This is a genomic window from Bacteroides sp. D1 (assembly GCF_000157095.2).
In the GTDB taxonomy this organism is placed as follows: Bacteria; Bacteroidota; Bacteroidia; order Bacteroidales; family Bacteroidaceae; genus Bacteroides; species Bacteroides xylanisolvens.
Genome location: NZ_JH114350.1, coordinates 334,477 through 354,553, shown reverse-complemented (window position 1 = coordinate 354,553; position 20,077 = coordinate 334,477). Strand labels below are relative to the sequence as shown.

The 20,077-nt window shown below is 43.3% G+C and carries 16 protein-coding genes; 6 read left to right on the top strand and 10 right to left on the bottom strand.

Features of this window, described 5'->3' with window-relative positions; genetic code table 11:
- The first annotated feature begins 20 nt into the window (after positions 1-20).
- Positions 21-1,568 (top strand): cytochrome ubiquinol oxidase subunit I, encoded by a 1,548-nt coding sequence (locus BSAG_RS03535; RefSeq protein ID WP_004313358.1) that lies wholly within the window; start codon positions 21-23, stop codon positions 1,566-1,568.
- Between the two features lie 33 nt (positions 1,569-1,601).
- Complete coding sequence (cydB, locus tag BSAG_RS03540; protein ID WP_004313357.1) at positions 1,602-2,744, top strand: cytochrome d ubiquinol oxidase subunit II; 1,143 nt, start codon at positions 1,602-1,604, stop codon at positions 2,742-2,744.
- A 248-nt stretch (positions 2,745-2,992) separates the two neighbouring features.
- On the opposite strand, the gene BSAG_RS03545 is transcribed toward cydB, so the two are convergent.
- The 4 genes from BSAG_RS03545 to wecB form a co-directional block, all read right to left on the bottom strand.
- Entirely contained in the window at positions 2,993-3,949 is a 957-nt protein-coding gene (locus BSAG_RS03545; RefSeq protein ID WP_008017346.1) for a D-2-hydroxyacid dehydrogenase, read from the bottom strand.
- Between the two features lie 147 nt (positions 3,950-4,096).
- Positions 4,097-5,368 carry a replication-associated recombination protein A gene (locus BSAG_RS03550; RefSeq protein ID WP_004316871.1) on the bottom strand — a complete coding sequence of 424 codons (1,272 nt, stop codon included), beginning with the start codon at positions 5,366-5,368 and terminating at the stop codon, positions 4,097-4,099.
- 6 nt (positions 5,369-5,374) lie between these two features.
- Positions 5,375-7,951, bottom strand: coding sequence for a DUF5686 and carboxypeptidase-like regulatory domain-containing protein (locus BSAG_RS03555; protein ID WP_008770964.1), 2,577 nt, complete (start codon positions 7,949-7,951; stop codon positions 5,375-5,377).
- A 366-nt stretch (positions 7,952-8,317) separates the two neighbouring features.
- Positions 8,318-9,403 (bottom strand): non-hydrolyzing UDP-N-acetylglucosamine 2-epimerase, encoded by a 1,086-nt coding sequence (gene wecB, locus BSAG_RS03560; RefSeq protein ID WP_004311581.1) that lies wholly within the window; start codon positions 9,401-9,403, stop codon positions 8,318-8,320.
- Between the two features lie 92 nt (positions 9,404-9,495).
- Here wecB and BSAG_RS03565 point away from each other — a divergent pair, with 92 nt between their 5' ends.
- Positions 9,496-10,119, top strand: coding sequence for a trimeric intracellular cation channel family protein (locus BSAG_RS03565; protein ID WP_004316870.1), 624 nt, complete (start codon positions 9,496-9,498; stop codon positions 10,117-10,119).
- Between the two features lie 198 nt (positions 10,120-10,317).
- Here the strand turns inward: BSAG_RS03565 and BSAG_RS03570 are convergent, their stop codons facing one another.
- From BSAG_RS03570 to BSAG_RS03580, 3 genes are all read right to left on the bottom strand, one after another.
- Positions 10,318-10,815, bottom strand: a complete 498-nt coding sequence (locus BSAG_RS03570; protein WP_008022096.1) for a DUF4251 domain-containing protein — start codon at positions 10,813-10,815, stop codon at positions 10,318-10,320.
- Between the two features lie 182 nt (positions 10,816-10,997).
- A complete protein-coding gene (locus BSAG_RS03575; RefSeq protein ID WP_008770966.1) occupies positions 10,998-11,960 on the bottom strand; it encodes a M48 family metallopeptidase in 963 nt (320 codons plus the stop codon).
- A 45-nt stretch (positions 11,961-12,005) separates the two neighbouring features.
- Positions 12,006-12,566 carry a LemA family protein gene (locus tag BSAG_RS03580; protein WP_004313396.1) on the bottom strand — a complete coding sequence of 187 codons (561 nt, stop codon included), beginning with the start codon at positions 12,564-12,566 and terminating at the stop codon, positions 12,006-12,008.
- Positions 12,567-12,805: 239 nt separating this feature from the next.
- Here BSAG_RS03580 and BSAG_RS03585 point away from each other — a divergent pair, with 239 nt between their 5' ends.
- Complete coding sequence (locus BSAG_RS03585; protein WP_004311586.1) at positions 12,806-13,309, top strand: RNA polymerase sigma factor; 504 nt, start codon at positions 12,806-12,808, stop codon at positions 13,307-13,309.
- A 270-nt stretch (positions 13,310-13,579) separates the two neighbouring features.
- Here BSAG_RS03585 and mtgA read toward each other — a convergent pair whose 3' ends face one another.
- From mtgA to BSAG_RS03600, 3 genes are all read right to left on the bottom strand, one after another.
- Complete coding sequence (gene mtgA, locus BSAG_RS03590) at positions 13,580-14,323, bottom strand: monofunctional biosynthetic peptidoglycan transglycosylase (protein WP_004311587.1); 744 nt, start codon at positions 14,321-14,323, stop codon at positions 13,580-13,582.
- Complete coding sequence (locus BSAG_RS03595) at positions 14,301-15,017, bottom strand: OmpA family protein (protein WP_008017353.1); 717 nt, start codon at positions 15,015-15,017, stop codon at positions 14,301-14,303. Before BSAG_RS03595 ends, mtgA begins: the two co-directional genes overlap by 23 nt.
- A gap of 162 nt (positions 15,018-15,179) precedes the next feature.
- Entirely contained in the window at positions 15,180-16,532 is a 1,353-nt protein-coding gene (locus BSAG_RS03600) for an MATE family efflux transporter (protein WP_004315934.1), read from the bottom strand.
- A 91-nt stretch (positions 16,533-16,623) separates the two neighbouring features.
- On the opposite strand from BSAG_RS03600, the gene BSAG_RS03605 reads away from it, so the two are divergent.
- A complete protein-coding gene (locus tag BSAG_RS03605) occupies positions 16,624-18,009 on the top strand; it encodes a GDSL-type esterase/lipase family protein (RefSeq protein ID WP_004315933.1) in 1,386 nt (461 codons plus the stop codon).
- A 192-nt stretch (positions 18,010-18,201) separates the two neighbouring features.
- Positions 18,202-20,073 carry a PAS domain-containing sensor histidine kinase gene (locus tag BSAG_RS03610; protein WP_004315932.1) on the top strand — a complete coding sequence of 624 codons (1,872 nt, stop codon included), beginning with the start codon at positions 18,202-18,204 and terminating at the stop codon, positions 20,071-20,073.
- Positions 20,074-20,077 lie beyond the last annotated feature (4 nt).

Genomic DNA, 20,077 nt, shown 5'->3' with positions numbered 1-20,077 from the left:
CTCTTAAACTACATAGGATTATGATTGAAAGTATTGACACCTCGCTGATCGATTGGTCGAGAGCCCAATTTGCGATGACAGCCATGTACCACTGGATTTTTGTTCCCCTCACACTCGGACTGGCAGTGGTGATGGGAATCATGGAGACGCTGTATTATAAAACAGGCAACGAATTTTGGAAAAAGACTGCCCAGTTTTGGATGAAACTTTTCGGTATTAACTTTGCCATCGGTGTGGCAACGGGGTTGATTCTGGAGTTTGAATTCGGTACGAACTGGAGCAATTATTCGTGGTTTGTAGGGGATATCTTCGGTGCTCCGTTGGCTATTGAAGGTATTTTGGCATTCTTTATGGAAGCTACGTTTATCGCGGTTATGTTTTTCGGATGGGGAAAAGTAAGTAAACGTTTCCACTTGGCTTCCACCTGGCTGACGGGATTGGGAGCTACGATTTCTGCCTGGTGGATTCTCGTTGCCAACGCATGGATGCAGCATCCGGTAGGCATGGAATTCAATCCTGACACTGTCCGTAATGAGATGGTTGATTTTTGGGCGGTGGCTACCTCGCCTGTAGCAGTCAATAAGTTCTTCCACACGGTACTGTCCGGCTGGGTGTTGGGTGCTATTTTTGTAGTCGGTATCAGTTGTTGGTACTTGTTGAAGAAACGTAATCGTGAGTTTGCACTGGCCAGCATCAAGATTGGTGCAATCTTCGGACTGGTAGCATCGTTGCTTTCTGTTTGGACGGGCGATGGTTCCGGTTATCAGATTGCCCAGACACAACCGATGAAACTGGCAGCAGTGGAAGGTCTGTATGAAGGCGGAACGAATGTCGGTCTTGTCGGAATAGGAGTATTGAACCCTGAAAAGAAGACTTACAACGATGGAAAAGATCCTTTCCTCTTCCGTTTTGAAATCCCGAGTATGCTTTCTTTCCTTGCCGAGCGTAATGTGGACGGCTACGTTCCGGGCATTACGAATATCATCGAAGGTGGGTATCAGTTGAAAGACGGATCGAAGGCTCTCTCTGCTGCCGAGAAGATAGAACGTGGTAAAACGGCTATCGGCGCATTGGCCGCCTATCGTGCTGCAAAGAGTGCCGGACACGAGGAAGATGCGAAGATTGCATATAATGTATTGCAGGAAAATATTCCCTATTTTGGCTACGGATATATCAAAGATGTGAACCAACTGGTTCCGAATGTTCCTCTCAACTTCTACGCATTCCGTATAATGGTAATCTTGGGCGGATATTTCATCTTGTTCTTTATAGTCGTTCTTTTCTTTATCTATAAAAAGGATTTGAGTAAGATGCGCTGGATGCACTGGATTGCTCTGCTGACAATTCCTTTGGGTTACATCGCCGGACAAGCCGGATGGGTGGTTGCCGAATGTGGTCGTCAGCCGTGGGCTATCCGCGATATGTTGCCTACGATGGCTGCTATCTCCAAACTGGATGTAAGCTCCGTGCAAACTACGTTCTTTATCTTCCTGCTCCTGTTTACAGTGATGCTGATTGCAGGTGTCGGAATTATGGTGAAAGCTATCAAGAAAGGACCGGACGCATAATACTTAATACTTATTACTTAATACTTGAATTTTATGTATATATTTTTGCAACAATATTGGTGGCTTGTCGTTTCCTTGCTGGGAGCCATACTCGTGTTCTTATTGTTTGTGCAGGGAGGTAATTCATTATTGTTCTGTCTGGGTAAAACCGAAGAGCATCGTAAGATGATGGTGAATTCTACCGGGCGTAAGTGGGAGTTTACGTTTACTACGTTGGTGACGTTTGGAGGAGCTTTCTTTGCTTCTTTCCCGTTGTTCTACAGTACCAGTTTCGGTGGTGCTTATTGGCTTTGGATGATTATACTTTTCAGTTTTGTATTGCAGGCTGTCAGTTATGAGTTTCAGAGTAAGGCAGGAAATCTGTTAGGTAAAAAGACATATCAGACTTTCTTGGTGATTAATGGGGTAGTGGGTCCTGTGTTACTTGGCGGGGCGGTGGCTACTTTCTTCACCGGTTCTGATTTCTATATTAATAAGGCCAACATGACAGATACCATTATGCCGGTAATCAGTCATTGGGGAAATGGCTGGCACGGGTTGGATGCGTTGACGAATATCTGGAATGTAATTCTCGGATTGGCTGTCTTCTTCCTTGCCCGTGTATTGGGAGCACTCTATTTCATTAATAATATTGATGACAAAGAACTGACTGACAAATGTCGTCGTGCAGTACGCAATAACACAGTCTTGTTCCTTGTATTCTTTTTGTCGTTTGTCATTCGTACATTGGTGTCCGAAGGCTTTGCCGTTAACCCGGAAACACAGGAGATTTATATGCAGCCATACAAGTATCTCACAAACTTTATCGAGATGCCAGTAGTGCTGGCTTTATTCCTGATTGGGGTGGTACTGGTTCTTTTCGGTATCGGAAAGACATTGCTTAAAAAGACTTTTGATAAAGGTATCTGGTTTGCAGGAATCGGTACGGTGCTGACTGTTTTATCTTTGCTACTGGTAGCAGGGTACAACAATACTGCCTATTATCCGTCATATACCGACCTGCAAAGCTCATTGACATTAGCCAATAGCTGCTCCAGTGAATTTACACTGAAGACAATGGCTTATGTTTCCATTCTTGTTCCGTTCGTGATTGCTTATATTTTCTACGCTTGGCGTAGTATCGACCGGCATAAGATTACCGAGAAAGAAATGGATGAAGGAGGACACTCATACTAATATATTATTTGTATATTAGTCTTGTGTCTGTGTACTAATAACTTTGTCCATACACTCATACATTGTCCATATAGAATTTCGAAATAGAGATTCTAGTCGGAATAAATAAACTCCCCTTATTTAACATCACTCTAAGTCATGGTAGAGAGATAAAATAAGGGGAGCTTTTTATATATTTTATACTTAACGTGTGTGCCTAAACACTTCGGGCATTATGACACCCTCGTTATGAATTACACTAATGCTAATTATTTATTGACTACATTCTCTGGTTTGCCAGAAATGTAAGCCTGAAGATTGCTGATTGCAATATTCATCAGACGTTCACGAGCCTCTATGGTTGCCCAGGCAATGTGCGGAGTGATGTAGCAGTTCTTTGCTGTCAGCAATGGATTGTCGGCACAAGGCGGTTCGGTAGAAAGCACGTCTACACCGGCTGCATAAATCTTACCGCTGTTCAAAGCATCTGCAAGATCTTGTTCGTTGATAAGCGGTCCGCGACCGGTATTGATTAAGATAGCTGTCGGCTTCATCATAGCAAGACGGCGTGCATTCACCATTTCGCGTGTATCCGGTGTAAGCGGGCAGTGCAAACTGATAATATCGCATTCGCTGAACAATTGATCCAAATCCATCTTTTTGATTTCCGGTGGCAACTGAAAGTGAGATTTAGAAGTCAATGCGTACACTTGCATACCGAATCCGATAGCAACACGCGCTGTGGTATATCCGGTGTTTCCCAATCCTACCAGACCGATTTTCTTATCCCGAAGTTCCATCAACGGAGTGTCCCAAAAACAGAAATCTTTGTTGTTTGTCCAACGGCCTTTGTGCACTTCTTCGGAGTGGTGTTGCACTTGTTGAGTGATGTTCAGGATATGCGAAAATACCATTTGAGCAACGGAAGCGGTGCTGTATGAAGGAATATTAGTAACGACGATTCCCCGTTCTTTGGCAGCAGCTGTGTCTACCACGTTGTATCCGGTAGCCAATACACCGATATATTTCAGTTCGGGCAGTGCAGCCATGTGGTCTGCATTGATGATTACCTTGTTAGTCAGAATTGCTTCTGCACCGGCTGCACGTTCTAATACCTCTTCCGGAGCTGTACGATCATAAATTGTACATTCTCCAAGAACTTTCATACCTTCCCAGGATAAATCTCCGGGATTGGCGGCAAAGCCGTCTAAAACTACAATCTTCATTTCAATTTCAATATTAATAATAAGTTATACGTGTTTTCTTAACAACATATTGATATTATAGGCGCGGATTACACGGATTTCACGTTTTCTTAAAATATGCTTTGCATGAAGCATCTGCGTAATCCGTGTAATCTATGCCTGAAAATATCATTTCTTGAATTTGTCTCCCCACAACTGTATCATCCGTTCGGCATGCTTCTGCTCTGCCGGATTGTTTTGCGGTTGCCATATCCGTTTGTCTTTCAGTTCGTCCGGAAGGAATTGCTGTTTGACAAAGTTACCTTCATAGCTGTGTGCATATTTATATTCCTGTCCGTAGCCCAGTTGCTTCATCAGTTTGGTCGGAGCATTGCGCAGATGCAAGGGGACAGGCAGATTACCGGTTGAACGGACTAACTCCAGTGCGTCATTGATCGCGCTGTATGCCGAATTACTCTTCGGACTGGTAGCCAGATAAATCGTTGTTTCAGCCAAAGGAATCCGTCCTTCGGGCCAGCCGATTTTCATCAATGTTTCAAAGCAGGCGTTAGCGAGAAGCAGTGCGTTCGGGTTTGCCAAACCAATGTCCTCGGCAGCCGAAATCACCAGTCGGCGGGCAATGAAAGCAGGATCTTCGCCTCCTTCCACCATACGGGCAAGCCAGTAGATCGCTCCATCGGGATCACTGCCACGAATAGATTTGATGAAAGCGGAGATAATGTCATAATGCATCTCCCCATCCTTGTCGTATGCCAGCGGATTTTGTTGCAACCGTTCGGTCACCATTTCATCGGTGATGACGACAGTCTCTTCCGTTTCCGATTGCACAACGAGTTCCAATATATTAAGCAGCTTGCGGGCGTCTCCACCGGAGAAGCGCAACATGGCTGTTGTTTCTTTCAATTCAATTTTGCGCTCTTTCAATACGGCATCCGTGGTGATGGCACGTTGCAGAAGTTCCAATAAATCTTCTTTCTCCAAAGATTTGAGCACATAAAGCTGGCAGCGGGACAGGAGAGGGCGGATGACCTCAAACGACGGATTCTCCGTTGTTGCGCCAATCAGCGTGACTGTTCCGTTCTCTACCGCTCCCAACAGAGAATCCTGCTGCGACTTGCTGAACCGATGGATTTCATCAATAAACAGAATTGGGCTGGACTGTGAAAAGAAGCGGTTGCTCTTGGCACGTTCTATCACTTCGCGCACATCCTTCACACCGGAAGTCACGGCACTTAACGTATAGAAAGGTGTTTCCAGTTTGTTGGCAATGATTTGCGCAAGGGTTGTTTTACCCACTCCGGGAGGTCCCCAGAGAATAAACGAAGAGATGCGTCCTGCGTCAATCATTTTCCGCAAGATAGCCCCCGGTCCAACTAAATGTTTCTGACCGATATAATCATCCAAAGTCTTTGGCCGTAACCGTTCTGCTAGTGGTTGCATAATTTTTTAGAATACCATTAATACCATGAAGCGGATACCGTTTTTGTTGATACCCGGATTATCACGATAAGTGAAACGATGTACATACTCAACGTGCAGCAACTTGAAAATGTTGTAGATACCTACACTTGCTTCGACATACGGCACTTTCGGGTCCATCACGAAACTGGTGAACTTACCGTCACGTGTCGGGAAACGGAACAAATCGGGATTGTTGCTCTTGAACGGATTATTCTTGTCCGTCAATGTTCCCCACAAAGCACGTACACGGAACATTTCCCTCCATTTCAGGTTCTTGATAAGAGGAATACGGTTGAAGAGTTTTCCATTCATGTCGTAGGATAATGACATGGAAGCGTAACGGTCGTTCAGGAATTCCATGTTATTAATCAAGTTGAACGTTTCGCGCTGGGTGATGTAGGACAAGTTGGCTTCCGGCAGGATTAACAACGGGAAAGGAACTGTGTTCCATTCTGCACCTGCTTTCACGCTGCAATCAATCTTTCCCCAGGAAGCCGGGAGCCAGAAACGTTTCCACACACTTGCTTCCGTACGGTTAAAGTTGTAATCCCCACCCAATACTCCTTTGAAACCCATGGCATGAGTGATCGTAAAGATAGGAGCGTCCAGCGACACAGGCACGCGGCGTTGCTTGGAGTTGACAAATGATTCGCCCGGCGCATAGCGCAGCGTCAGACTAGCTTCGGAAGTCGTGACATCGTGCACACGGGTTTGTGCAGCATCATTACGCAGATATTCCAGTTTGCCGGTAGGCTCGTCGTTACGGTGTCGCAACATGGCTTTCACTCCGAATCCGGTCAGCGTTTCGAGTTCATAATTAATGGTGGCGTCGCGCATATACGACATTTGGTCTACTGTCGTTGTCTTGACCGACAGGAAGATATTATCTTTATCCGTAAACAGGAATTTGTCCATCGGAGACATTACGTCATAACTGTACGTTGCCGAAAGATAATGTTTCGGGAACTCCCAAACCACATAATCGCGTTTGTTGAACGAATAAGTCACCGTTCCGCTATATTTCCAGCGTTCGTCTTTCAGACCGTACGCTCCGTATCCGCTCAAGAACCAGTGCTTGTCGAAATGAGCCGTAGTCATACCGCTCAACCGGAAACGGGTACCATCAATGTAATTGCTCGAAATCATGGTGTTGATAGGGCCGATGTCCACTTTGCTCGGATGCTCTTTGCTTCCTGTCTCTACAAAGTTCTCAATCAGTGCTTTCGCTCCGAAGATGATGTATTTGAATCCCGGAATCTGTTCGAGACGGTTGACGAATACGTCCATCGAACTTTCTTTCTTTGTCAATGGTACTTGACGGACACTCGCCCAGTACTCATCGCTTTTCGAGAGCATATCCGCTTCTTTTATCACGCTGCCTTTCAACCGGAACAGTCGTTGTTCAATAGGATCGAATTTATAGTTACTATATTTCGTGGTTCGTTCCACCTGCAATCCACCTGCTGTTTTGTTAGAATTCCAGGAAAGGTCTACGGTCATGTCATCATCCGCCAACACCCAGTTGCCGTTGGGCAGTTGCTCATACTGTTGCGTGATGTCCATGCGGTTGACAAAGTTGACTCCGGTCTTTTTAGGCAGGTTCATTGTACATTTCTGAACGGCGTATGTAGAATCATTCAATACATACAGATGTCCGGTGAATCCGAAGTCTTGCGAGTTTTGCGGAACAAAAGTGAGGTGGACACATTCGCGTTTGTTTACCATCAATGTGTCCATCAGATAATATTTATAAAATGAGATGGCATTGTTACCGATCGGACTGACGAAACGCTGCTGAAGCAACCGGATATCATCATCGTAGATATTGATGTCGGCAAATACGTCTTTCAGTACGGTGCCAAGCATATCTCCCGTAGAGAAAAATTCTTCTATACCATTGGAGTTCTTTCCTTTGATAATCGTTTTCTTGTTTTCGGGATTTTTGCGGTAGATGGTTTGCGAGGACGTTTCCTGTACGGAAATAGGGAGAATCAACTTATTGGTTGTTTCCGACACTTCCACTTGGTCTCTTAAGAATGAATATTTTTTGTAGATACCTTTTTCGAGCTTTTCCGGTGTGAGGTCGTTGATAGACATTTTCATTTTCTCGTACTTGTCGTACTGATAGTACTCGTTCACTTCGAGGACTTGTGCCTTTTTGTGTTCGATTACCTTCTTCATGAATTCCACTGCCGGATTGTTCTTGCGGGAATATTTCTCCTTTTGAGGTTTCACGACAACCTCGTTCAGGAGCACATTATCCGGAGCTAACTTAACGTTCACTGTCTGATTGTTGGAACCAACCCGAACCGTTTTACTGATATAACCTACAGCGGAGAACACCAGTGTTCCTCCGTTTCTGCGGGTGTCAAGACTGTATTCTCCGTCAATATTGGTGATGGTACCCATATCTCTCTTTTCTTGGTAGTAAACAGAGATATACATCAATGGCTCGTGGGTAATCGAATCAGTGACTACCCCTTTAATTTGCTGCGCAAAAGCATTGGAAGCTACCAATACGAGTAAGAACAGTATAAGTATTTTGTTATATCGTTGTATCATAACGTTCGTAGTAGGGCTGCAAAGTTAACAAATAACTCTAAGGATAACAGAATATATAACTTTTTTTACCCATCGTTTTTTGTTGTTTACAAGCATATATCGTCCGATAATTCAAGGAACATCCCGCTGTTAATCCTTTTGATAAGGGCGTTTCCGCATTTCGTTCTCCCGGTTTCGGTATTTGAAACCTTTGCTCCCGTTGTAGGGCACTTTTTGTTTCGACCCTTGAAACTTTTTGTTTCCCGGCATGAAACTGTTGGTTTCTCGGTGTGAAACACTTTGTTTCTCGGTGTGAAACTATTAGTTTCATTGCTTGAAACTAACAGTCCCATGCCGGGAAACGGAATGGAACATGCCGGGTAAATATTATTTGCTCGTAAGTATCTGTACAATACGCTCTGCGGTACGTCCGTCCCAACGTTCGGGAAGTTCGCCACGTTTCCATTCACCGTGCATCAGTGTATCCATGGTTTTGGCAAGCAGGGCAGGATCTTCTCCGACAAGTTCGTTGGTGCCCATGCGCCACGTTTCCGGATGTTCGGCATACGTGTTGAGTGTGATACAAGGAATACCCAGGAAGGTCGCTTCTTCGGCTACGTTTCCCGAATCTGTTATGATTCCTTTCGCCTTGTTTATCAGATAACCGAAGAATAGGTAGTTCTGCGGTGGCATGATATGGAGATTCGGAGCTTCGATGTCCAACTCTTTAATGGCATTACGTACGTAGGTATGTAGCGGTGCAACGATAGGCATACCGGCGGACTTGTCGATGATTGTTTTCATCAACTGACGCAGATTCTCCTTATTGCCGAGTAATACACGACGGTTGAGAGTAAATAGGAGATAATTTCCTTCTTGCAGTCCCAGGACGGAGAACCATATCGGTTTGAGCAAGCGGTTCCGGTTATAGCGGATGGCATCAATCAGAATGTTGCCTACATAATATACGTTTTCGCTTTCCGTTCCCGTCTGGTTTAGGTTGCGGTTGGCAACCATGCCGGCTGTGAACAGATAGTCGGATAGTCCGTCTGTAATCATGCGGTTGACTTCTTTCGGCATTTTCATATCGAAAGAACGGGTTCCGGCTACGAGATGCGCTACCTTGATGCCTTGTTTCTTGGCAACGATGGCACAACTCATGGTTGCGGTCAAGTCGTCTACCACAAGGACTACGTGTGCCGGATTTTCCGTCAGTTCTTGTTCAAAGGCTACCATGATTCCGGCTGTCAAACTCGTTGGATTACTGCTTTCCACTCCCAGATATACATCAGGAGCTTTCATGTCGAGATCCGAAAAGAGAGAAGCATCCAGACTCGTATCGTCTTTCCTTCCTGTATAAACCAGTCGGTAAGAGATACTTTTACCCAGCGCCCGTGCGGCTTCAATAGCGCGTGTAATGGGAGCTATCTTCATAAAATTGGGGCGTGCCCCCGCAACAATTGTTATTTTCATATTGTTTCTACCTAATTCGGTTTAATTCGTGAAGCAAAAGTACATTTTCTTACGGAATTTATTCGTTACTTTGCATACAAAATAACAAATATATGCCCACATTCGTTCAAATTCTTGATTTTATAGGCACATTTGCCTTTGCTATTAGTGGTATCCGGCTAGCTTCGGCGAAACGTTTCGACTGGTTCGGCGCTTATGTGGTAGGACTTGCTACGGCTATCGGCGGCGGTACCATCCGTGATGTACTGCTCGACGTGACACCGGGATGGATGACTGACCCTATCTATCTGATTTGTACAGGACTGGCTTTGTTATGGGTCATCTGTTTCGGACGCTGGCTCATCCGGCTCAATAATACTTTCTTCATTTTCGATACCATCGGTCTGGCACTGTTTACCGTGGTAGGTGTAGGCAAGAGCATTGCTCTGGGGTATCCTTTTTGGGTGGCGATTATCATGGGTAGCATTACGGGAGCAGCCGGTGGGGTGATTCGTGACGTATTTATCAATGAAATACCTCTTATCTTCCGAAAGGAGATTTACGCAATGGCTTGCGTCGTAGGCGGTATTGCATATTGGATTTGCGATCTCGCAGGTCTGGAGTCCTACGCTTGTCAGTTGATTGGCGGATCAGCCGTGTTTCTGACTCGCATCTTAGCTGTGAAATATCACATTTGCCTGCCTATATTAAAAGGTGGGGAAGAGCCGGAAGAATAAAAAAAATATTGCCCGAGTGAATGTGTTCATCTTATTTTTATCGGATAGCTAATAATTAATAGTTTATATTATAAAATTAGGCACGGATTACACGGTTGCTGTATGGTAATCATCATTCTAACAACTGTGTAATCCGTGCAATCCACGTCTAATAATACAAAATTATTTAGCCCGTTTTTCTTACTTGTTTTTTGTTTCTTACTTCTCTTCCTTTATATACAGCTCCCCCTGAAAACTAATGGACTGACGGTTTTGCATATTGACATCAATGCTTGCCGAACCATTGGGGAATACTTTGACTCTGTATTCATACCTGTCTTCGGGATTGCGTGCGATAAACTCGATGACGGCATTTCCTTTCTTATCCATTTCCATACTGTATTCTTTGAGCACAGCTTTAAAATTTAGCCCGTCGCCTCCGCCATAGGGGATGCTGTAAGCCCGTCCATAATAAGGCAGATAAGAAATGACCGAATCGTTTCTGATTTCCAGTGAGTAGGAAGATGTCAAAGGGATGGAGCGTCCGCGCATCGGCATGGCGGTGTTGACATCTATCTTGTAGTTTTCAGATTCAATCAGCTTCTTTACGGCTTCTTTCTTCTGTTCTTTCTTTTCCTTTTTACTTTGAGCCGAAAGGGTAGGGATGCCCACTAGCAAGGCTAGTAACAGCATAAAGATTTGTTTCTTCGTTCTCATATCAGTTGTATTTAGGTTGATGTATATATGTATAACAACCAAATATAAGAAAAAGACAGGGATAGTTCTGTTTCCTTTAATGAAAATTAAACAGAAATCCCTGTTATTTATAAGTTTAGACCAATTAAGGGCATAATCAACTTTTGAATAAAAACGCTTGGGAAGAAAATTAGAACAGGCTTTTAGAACTGTTCCAGTATTTCAATTCGTTTTTCAATGGGAGGATGAGTGGCAAACAATCCGTTGATTCCGCTGAATATACTTTTCGATTTCTTTTTAGGATTCTGTATAAATAATTGCGCCACGTCTTTCCTCTCTACTGCCTCGATAGCAGGATCTGCTGATATTTTGCGGAGAGCGCTGGCCAGTGCCAACGGATTCTTTGTCATTTCTGCCGATCCCGCGTCTGCCATGTATTCGCGTTTGCGTGAAATGGCAAAACGCATCAGGCTTGAGAAAAGATAACCGATGGCGGCTATCACTAAAGCGAGTAGAATGAAAAGAAAAATGCCGCCACTACCTTTGCTGTTGCTGCGTACACGTATGTGTGTGATGGTATATAGGGTGATTTCTGTCAGCATGGAAAAGATACCGACAAAGACGATGGATATTATCAGCAAGCGCACGTCACGGTTGCGGATATGACTTAGCTCATGCGCAATCACTGCTTCCAGTTCTTCATCATTCAGTTTTTTGATGATACCTTCCGAGAGGGTAACAGTGTATGTACGTTCATTGATGCCGCTTGCAAATGCATTCAGAGAACTGTCATAGATGATATTGATTTTCGGCATCTTCATGCCTTGCGACATACATAGGTTTTCTACCAGGTTGTAAACGCGCTTATTCTCTATACGATCCAGCGGTTTGGAACCGGTGGCAGAATTGATAATGCTTGTGTTGGCCCAGTAGGCAATCAGAAACCAGATGATTACGATCCCCATGCTGTATGGCAACGAAGAGAGAAAGAAATGATTGACCATTGGCATTATTTCTATTTCCATACTCTTTCCGTATCCAAAAAGAACCAACAGGTAGCAGGATAAATAGAGGAGTGCTGCCACGAGACAGGGAAACAGGAACAGTAGAAACGCAGAGCGCAGATTATTCCGGCTCTGCTGTGTTTGGATTCCGACGTATTGCATGCGTGTTCAACTTTTGTAATTGAGTGGACGGTGTGAATAAAGAGTTTAGAAACTTATTTTAGGTGCCTGATCCAGATTCGCACGTTCATTCTTCCCCAGGTCGAACATGATTTCTCTTTGGAATCCGGTCATTCCTGCTACTATATTCGATGGGAATGTCTGTACGGCGTTATTATATTCTTTAGTTGCCGAGTTGAAGTAACGGCGGACAGCAGCCAGTTTATTCTCTACATCAGCAATTTCTTCCTGTAATTGCAAGAAATTTTGATTAGCTTTCAAATCGGGATAAGCCTCGAGAGTGATTTTCAATCCTGCAAGAGCAGAGCTTAACTGGTTTTCGGCAGCTATCTTATCATCAATCGTTTTTGCGCCCACTGCACCGTTACGTGCCTGAATCACCCGGTCGAGCGTTTCCTTTTCATGTGCGGCATATCCTTTCACGGTGTCTACCAGTTGGGGAATGAGATCATGGCGTTGTTTCAACTGTACATCGATGTCGGCGAACGCATTTTCACGATTGTTTCTCAATTTCACTAATGAGTTGTACATGGAAGCAAAGATGATGCCCAGTAATACAATAATCCCTACAATAATAAGTATGGTCATAGCTTTTTGTTTTATTTAATAATATAAAATCAAAAGTAATCTATTTGGTTCTTTTAACCAAGCAGTAGGGGATAAATTTCGCAAATACCACCTAAAAACTGTCAGAAAGCACCTAAAATCTGTCATTTGATAGAATGTCCCCCTAAAAAATAACGGATTCTACCCTGCTTGATAAGCAAAATACCTTTAAACTTGCAAACATCGAGAAAAACGAATATTAACCATAAAACCATTAAAGTATGAAAAGTTTAAGTTTCAGAAAAGATTTAATTGGAGTACAGGAAGAGTTGCTTCGTTTTGCTTATAAATTGACGGCCAACCGTGAAGAAGCAAATGACTTATTGCAGGAAACATCTTTAAAAGCATTAGATAATGAAGAAAAATATGTTCCGGACACAAATTTCAAAGGATGGATGTACACTATCATGCGTAACATCTTTATAAATAACTACCGTAAAGTAGTACGCGATCAAACTTTTGTTGACACAACCGATAATTATTATCACTTAAATCTGCCACAAGATTCAGGATTTGAGAGTACAGAAGGTGCTTACGACCTGAAAGAAATGCACCGTATCGTCAACGCACTCCCCCGGGAGTATAAGATTCCTTTCTCTATGCACGTATCTGGTTTTAAATACCGCGAAATCGCAGAGAAATTAGGATTACCATTAGGCACAGTGAAGAGCCGCATATTCTTCACACGTCAACGTTTACAACAGGAATTGAAAGATTTTGTATAAATGAGGATAGCGCATACAAACAAGCTTATTAGCAGAAGGAGCAAAGAGATAGATTCTCATTGCTCCTTCCTTTTTTATAACCTAATTTTATTTACGATTAAACGATTTACGATGTACGATTGAAATTTGAATTGTGAATGAGGAGATACTTATGCAAAGATAAGTACTTATAATTCCAAAAGTTATTTCAATCGTACATCGTAAATTGTCTAATCGTAAATCACCTATTCGTCTAATCGTAAATTAAACTAGGTTATAAATTCTTTCTTGTTATTTGCTTTTCTTTTTTTTGCTTTTTTTCTTTTCAACGGCCTTCTCTTCCGGTGGGAATTTAGGAACCAGATTCATCAGCCGTAATATCTGACTTTGTCGTTTTAGTATGTATGACGAAGGTTTCGCCGAGTTAAATCGTATTGGGTTGGGGAGGGTGGCGGCGATGAGTGCACATTGTCCCCGGGTCAGCTTGTCGGCTGTTGTTCCGAACTTATTTTTTGCGGTTGCTTGTGCGCCGTAGATGCCATTTCCCATTTCTATAGAGTTGAGATAGACTTCCATGATTCGCTCTTTCGACCAGAAGAGTTCGATGAGAAACGTAAAGTAGACTTCGAGCCCTTTGCGTACCCACGAAGATTGCGGCCATAAGAATACATTCTTGGCTGTCTGCTGACTGATGGTGCTTGCTCCCCGTTTCCGTTTGCGTGTTTCGTTTTCTTTCATCGCTTTCTTGATTTCTACGAGGTCGAACCCGTTGTGTTCGGCAAAACGGTTGTCTTCGGAGGCTATGACCGCCATCGGCAGGTTGGGAGATATCTTATCAAAAGAAACCCACGTGTGCTTCCACGTGGGTTTATCTCCTGAAAAAACTTGCTGAACGCTTCGGATAACCATCAACGGAGTTACATAAACCGGCATGAAACGATAAATAATCACTGCCAGTAGTGTTGATGCAAAGAAGAAAATCAGCAGGTTGCGCGTATAGCGCAGTAATTTTTTAATGAGTAGCTGCTTGTGCATCTCTAATCATTTGTTCACTTGCGTACATGTATACTTCTACACGACGGTTTTGTTCGCGACCGGCAGCAGTGTCATTGCTTGCAACGGGATCGCTTTCACCCATTCCTTGTACACTCTTGATTTGATTGGTGGAAACACCGCAACTCAACAAGTAACTGGACACACTTTGCGCACGTTCTTGTGATAAGTTCAGGTTCTTTTGCTGGCTTTGTGCAGCAGTACTGTTCTTCCAGCCCTGGTTGTCGGTATATCCGTAGATAGACACGTCCATATCCCGGTTCTGGTTGAGCACATTGTTGGCAAACTTGCTTAAAGCAGATTTAGCAGCAGCACTTAGATTTGCATTACCGGTAGTGAAAAGAATACCCGAGTCGAATGTTACTTTCACGGCTTGCAATCCGTTGTTGTCTGTTATCTGTTCTACTTGTGCGCCTTCAATTTGTTTTGCTTCTGCTGCTGCTTTGTCCATCTTCTTACCGATAAGAGCACCTGTACCTGCACCTACTGCCGTACCAATAGCAGCACCGATAGCAGCACCTTTACCTTTACCGATAACACCTCCCAGGATCGCACCTAGTGCAGCACCCGAACCACCACCGATAGCAGCACCTTTACCAGTGTTGTTCATACTTCCACAGCTACCAAATATCATGGCAATACTCATGAAGAGAACCATAAATTTCATCTTGTTCATAATGTTGATGTTTTTTAATTGGTTTATAAAAAATGTTTTTATACGAATCACTTCGCATTATTAATAACAATGCAAAGATACATATTATTTGGCAAGCGTGTACTTTTTAAGTTAAAATAACTCGGAAGAGCCCCTTTGTTTGTTAATAAAGGGAAATGATAATTATCCTTTTATCGTTGAAGGAACACTCAAACACTTCTTTTTAATAATAATGAACCAACTCAAAAGAATTAACCCTTTGGCAACCGTGGTGACGCAGACTGCCCACCAGATTCCTTCCACTCCCATGCCCATCCGTACAAACAGGATGGCAAGCGGAATACGCATATAGTTGCAACTGATGCTGATAATGGCAGGAGGGATGGTGCGTCCGATGCCGTAGAATACTCCCTGCATGGTGATTTCGAGCATCATAAAAAGTTGCGAATATCCGTCGATACGGAGGAACACACCTCCGGCTTCGTAGGCCGCCTGTTCGGGGACGAATATGGCAAAAACTTCATTCCCGAAGAAAACGAATAGTAATGTGCAGAATGTACCGAAGATTCCCGTCATCCATAAAGTCGTATACCAGGCTCTAAGTACCCGTTCCACTCGTCCGGCGGCGTAGTTTTGGGCGATGAAGGCACTTAGAGCGGTGGAGAATCCCTGTGAGGTATTCCAGGTGATTGCTTCAATTTGTCCTCCGGTGGTAAAAGTCATCAGTCCGATGTGTCCTCCCTGTTCCGAGGCGGTGCGGCAAAGGAACATATTGACGAAAGCAAATAACGTATTCAAAGTAGCCACGGGCAATCCCAGTTTAAAGATTCTCCGTGTATATTTTTTCTTTAGCCGCGTGAAGAAAGGGAAACCGCCAAGCAGGGCATCCCGGCAACGCAACTGATAGACGAAAATCAGGAAAACGCTTGCTTCCGCAATCCAGGTAGCGTATGCCGCACCATTGGTTCCCAGCCCGAAACCGAAAATGAAGAGCGGGTCCAGAATGATGTTCAGTATCAATCCTGTGCCGCTGATAAAGAACGGGACTTTACTGCGCCCTGCCGCATTATAAATTCCGGTGAAAGCAGCGGAAAGGAAAATAAAAGGCAATCCGGTAGAAATAATCCGTAGATATTGGATGGCATTGGCCGTAATATGATCTTCGAGTTCATAGATGCGTATGATAGGTTCTGCAAATATAAAAAGGAGTGTGCCCCAACAGATGGAAATAATCAAAGCAATCGTGATGTTATGAGACGCGAAACTGCGGGCATCTTCTTGGCTTTGCGCACCGATGGACTGTCCGACACTCACTTCAGATCCTACCTTATTTAATAAGGAGATAGAACCGGACATCCAGGTCAGGATTCCGACAGAACCGATGGCGGCTACGGCTTCACTTCCCAGTCTTCCTACCCACGCCATATCAGTGAGGCTATATGCCATTTGGATAAACGACGTTGCCATGATCGGCATTGCCAGATTAAATAGTTGACGATTGATAGGACCTTGTGTCAGATTCTTTATTCCTTGCATATAATTTTTCTAATCAAAATGAGCTGCAAAGATACGCAAAATTACTATCTTCGCGCATCTAATTATTCATTAATCAAAGTACATAGATACTATGAAACAGAAATTCTCTACTATTTTTATCTTGCTGCTTCTCTTTTTTGCTGGTTCACGAGTGGTAGCGCAAAATGCTCCGAAACCTTTTGATATTGAACAACCTTCACTTCGCGTATTTCTTCCTGCGCCGGAACTGGCTACAGGACGTGCTGTGGTTGCGTGTCCGGGAGGTGGATATTCACATTTGGCATTCGAACACGAAGGCTGTGATTGGGCGCCCTATTTCAATAAACAAGGTATTGCATTGATTGTGCTAAAATACCGGATGCCGAACGGTGATCGTACATTACCCATTTCGGATGCTGAAGCAGCAATGAAATTGGTGCGTGACAGTGCCAATGTCTGGAATTTGAACCCGAATGACATTGGTATCATGGGCTCTTCTGCCGGTGGACATCTGGCTTCTACCATTGCCACTCATGCTAAGCCCGAACTTCGTCCGAACTTTCAGATTCTTTTTTATCCTGTGATTACGATGGATAAATCTTATACCCATAGGGGCTCTCACGACAACCTTTTGGGAAAAGATGCTTCTGCTGAATTGGAACTTGAATATTCTAATGAAAAGCAAGTGACGAAAGATACACCGCGTGCTTTTATCGTATATAGTGATGATGATAAAGTCGTTCCGCCTGCTAACGGAGTTAATTATTATTTGGCGCTGAACAAGAACAATGTTCCTTCGGTACTTCATATTTACCCTTCCGGCGGACATGGATGGGGAATTCGCGAGGGTTTCCTCTATAAGAATGAAATGTTGGACGAACTGACGTCTTGGCTCCGTAGTTTCAAAGTTCCTCATAAAGATGCTATCCGTGTAGCTTGCATTGGAAATAGTATTACGTATGGAGCACGTATCAAGAATCGTGATCGTGACAGTTATCCGGCCGTGTTGAGCCGTATGTTGGGAGAGGCTTATTGGGTAAAGAATTTCGGAGTCAGTGCCCGCACTCTGCTGAACAAGGGCGATCATCCTTATATGAATGAAAAAGCTTATCAGGATGCGCTGGCTTTCAATCCTAATATCGTTGTTATCAAGTTGGGTACGAATGACAGTAAATCATTCAACTGGAAATATAAGGCCGACTTCACGAAAGATCTGCAAACAATGGTCGATGCTTTCAAAGCGCTGCCAGCTCAACCGAAGATTTATCTTTGTTATCCTTCTAAAGCCTATCAGACCGGTGATAATATCAACGATGATATCATCTCTAAACAAATCATTCCGATGATAAAGAAGGTTGCCAAGAAAAATAACTTGTCTGTCATCGATCTTCACGCAGCAATGGACGGAATGCCCCAATTGTTTCCGGATAAGATCCATCCGAATGAAGAAGGGGCTAAAGTGATGGCAAAAGCTGTTTATCAGTCCTTGAAAAAGTAAAATAAGGAACTTGACGATTGTAAAATTTCCGGTTGAAATAATCTCTTTTAGAGAAAGTTTCAACCGGAAATTTTTTAGTTTAATCACAAATAATCTTCTTATAATATGCTAAAAAAGTGTCTTTCTGAAAGTTAGATTTGTCGCTAATCTATATTTTTGCGCCCGAAAAATAATAAAATGATAAATAGCGTTATGAATAGACTACAAGATTTTACCTTTTTCTCGCAGTTGATGGCTAACGCTAATATGGGATGGTGGAAAGCCAATTTATCAACTGCGAATTATGAATGTTCTGACTTTATAGTAGAGTTATTAGGTCTGGATCAGACCGGAGTTATTAGTTTTGAAGATTTCAATAAACGTATTCAGAAAGAGGAACAACTTTCTACAACTGTTCATTCTTATGGTGTGTATCAACGGCCGGAGGTGGTGTATTTGCTTGATACGGTGAAAGGATCTGTTTGGGTACGTAGCAAGGTATGCTTTCAAGAAACGGATGAAGACGGAAACGAAATCGTCTATGGTATATCTGAAGTGCAAGATGGTCCTGATATGGCATCTGCTTACCAAGCTTTGCAATACAGTGAGCGTCTCTTATCTAACATTTTCAAGTATTTGCCTATTGGTATCGAGTTATATGATATGGATGGGGTATTGGTGGATCTGAACGATAAGGAATTAGAAATGTTTCATATAGAGAAGAAAGAAGACGTATTGGGTATCAATATTTTTGATAATCCTATTTTTCCGAAAGAAATGAAAGAACGGCTGAAGAAAAATGAAGATGCCGACTTTACTTTCCGTTATGACTTCTCGAAGGTCGGATCGTATTATCAGAATACCCAAAAACAGGGTACGATTGATCTGATGACTAAAGTGACTACATTATATAATAGTGAGCATCAGCCAATAAACTATCTATTGATTAATGCGGATAAGACAGAAACAACGGTAGCCTATAATAAGATTCAGGAGTTTGAGGAGTTCTTTGAACTGGTCGGTGATTATGCCAAGGTCGGTTATGCCCACTTCAATATTTTGAGTGGACACGGCTATGCCCAAAAAAGTTGGTACAGAAATGTGGGTGAAGCGTATGAAACTCCGTTGTCCGACATCTTTGGCACATACCGGCATTTCCACCCCGATGACCGTGCCTTGTTGATTCGTTTTCTGGACGACGCACGAAATGGACTTACCACCCAACTTAGCAAAGAGATGCGTGTCCTTAGGGAGGATGGCACATACACATGGACGCATGTCAATCTGTTAGTGAAGAAATATGCCCCGCAAGACCGGATTATCGAAATTATCAGCATCAATTATGATATCACAGAACTGAAAAGGACAGAAGAAATGCTTGTCAAGGCACGTGATAAAGCTGAAGCGTCCGATCGGTTAAAGTCTGCTTTCCTGGCTAATATGAGTCACGAAATCCGTACTCCTTTAAATGCTATTGTCGGCTTTTCAAGCCTGTTGACTAGTACGGAAAATGCAGCGGAAAAGGAACTATATAATTCTCTGATTGGACATAACAACAAACTATTATTAAATCTGATTAATGATGTAATTGATCTTTCTAAAATAGAATCCGGTTATCTGGAATTGCGTCCGGACTGGGTTAATCTTACCGAGCTTCTTGACGAGAGTGTAGCGGAGTATGCTCATCAAGTACCATCCGGCGTTGAACTTCTGACTAACTATCCGGCACATGATTCTCTGGTAGAACTGGATAGACTGCGTATCAAACAGATCTTGAGTAATTTCCTTTCGAATGCCTTAAAGAACACTACCACCGGACACGTGGAAATCTTCTATGAGGTAGATCACCAATCTGTCAGAATCGGTGTTAAAGATACCGGTCGGGGCATCCCGCAGAATATGCTTGAAAAGATATTCGAAAGGTTTGAGAAATTGGATTCCTTTGCTCAAGGGGCCGGTTTGGGCTTACCTATCTGCAAATTGATCGTCGAGAAGATGAACGGGCGGATATTAGTCGATTCCCAACTGGGGATAGGTACTACTTTTATAATCGAATTACCGTGTCGCTCTATGCTTGTAGAATAAGTAT

Bases quoted from the DNA above. Each gene is read 5' to 3' on its own strand.
- BSAG_RS03580 (WP_004313396.1), bottom strand. From the start codon at position 12,566: ATGACCATACTTATTATTGTAGGGATTATTGTATTACTGGGCATCATC.
- BSAG_RS03585 (WP_004311586.1), top strand. From the start codon at position 12,806: ATGAAAAGTTTAAGTTTCAGAAAAGATTTAATTGGAGTACAGGAAGAG.
- cydB (WP_004313357.1), top strand. From the start codon at position 1,602: ATGTATATATTTTTGCAACAATATTGGTGGCTTGTCGTTTCCTTGCTG.
- BSAG_RS03610 (WP_004315932.1), top strand. From the start codon at position 18,202: ATGAATAGACTACAAGATTTTACCTTTTTCTCGCAGTTGATGGCTAAC.
- BSAG_RS03605 (WP_004315933.1), top strand. From the start codon at position 16,624: ATGAAACAGAAATTCTCTACTATTTTTATCTTGCTGCTTCTCTTTTTT.
- BSAG_RS03565 (WP_004316870.1), top strand. From the start codon at position 9,496: ATGCCCACATTCGTTCAAATTCTTGATTTTATAGGCACATTTGCCTTT.
- BSAG_RS03535 (WP_004313358.1), top strand. From the start codon at position 21: ATGATTGAAAGTATTGACACCTCGCTGATCGATTGGTCGAGAGCCCAA.
- BSAG_RS03545 (WP_008017346.1), bottom strand. From the start codon at position 3,949: ATGAAGATTGTAGTTTTAGACGGCTTTGCCGCCAATCCCGGAGATTTA.
- BSAG_RS03555 (WP_008770964.1), bottom strand. From the start codon at position 7,951: ATGATACAACGATATAACAAAATACTTATACTGTTCTTACTCGTATTG.
- BSAG_RS03575 (WP_008770966.1), bottom strand. From the start codon at position 11,960: ATGCAATACGTCGGAATCCAAACACAGCAGAGCCGGAATAATCTGCGC.
- mtgA (WP_004311587.1), bottom strand. From the start codon at position 14,323: ATGCACAAGCAGCTACTCATTAAAAAATTACTGCGCTATACGCGCAAC.
- wecB (WP_004311581.1), bottom strand. From the start codon at position 9,403: ATGAAAATAACAATTGTTGCGGGGGCACGCCCCAATTTTATGAAGATA.
- BSAG_RS03570 (WP_008022096.1), bottom strand. From the start codon at position 10,815: ATGAGAACGAAGAAACAAATCTTTATGCTGTTACTAGCCTTGCTAGTG.
- BSAG_RS03595 (WP_008017353.1), bottom strand. From the start codon at position 15,017: ATGAACAAGATGAAATTTATGGTTCTCTTCATGAGTATTGCCATGATA.
- BSAG_RS03550 (WP_004316871.1), bottom strand. From the start codon at position 5,368: ATGCAACCACTAGCAGAACGGTTACGGCCAAAGACTTTGGATGATTAT.
- BSAG_RS03600 (WP_004315934.1), bottom strand. From the start codon at position 16,532: ATGCAAGGAATAAAGAATCTGACACAAGGTCCTATCAATCGTCAACTA.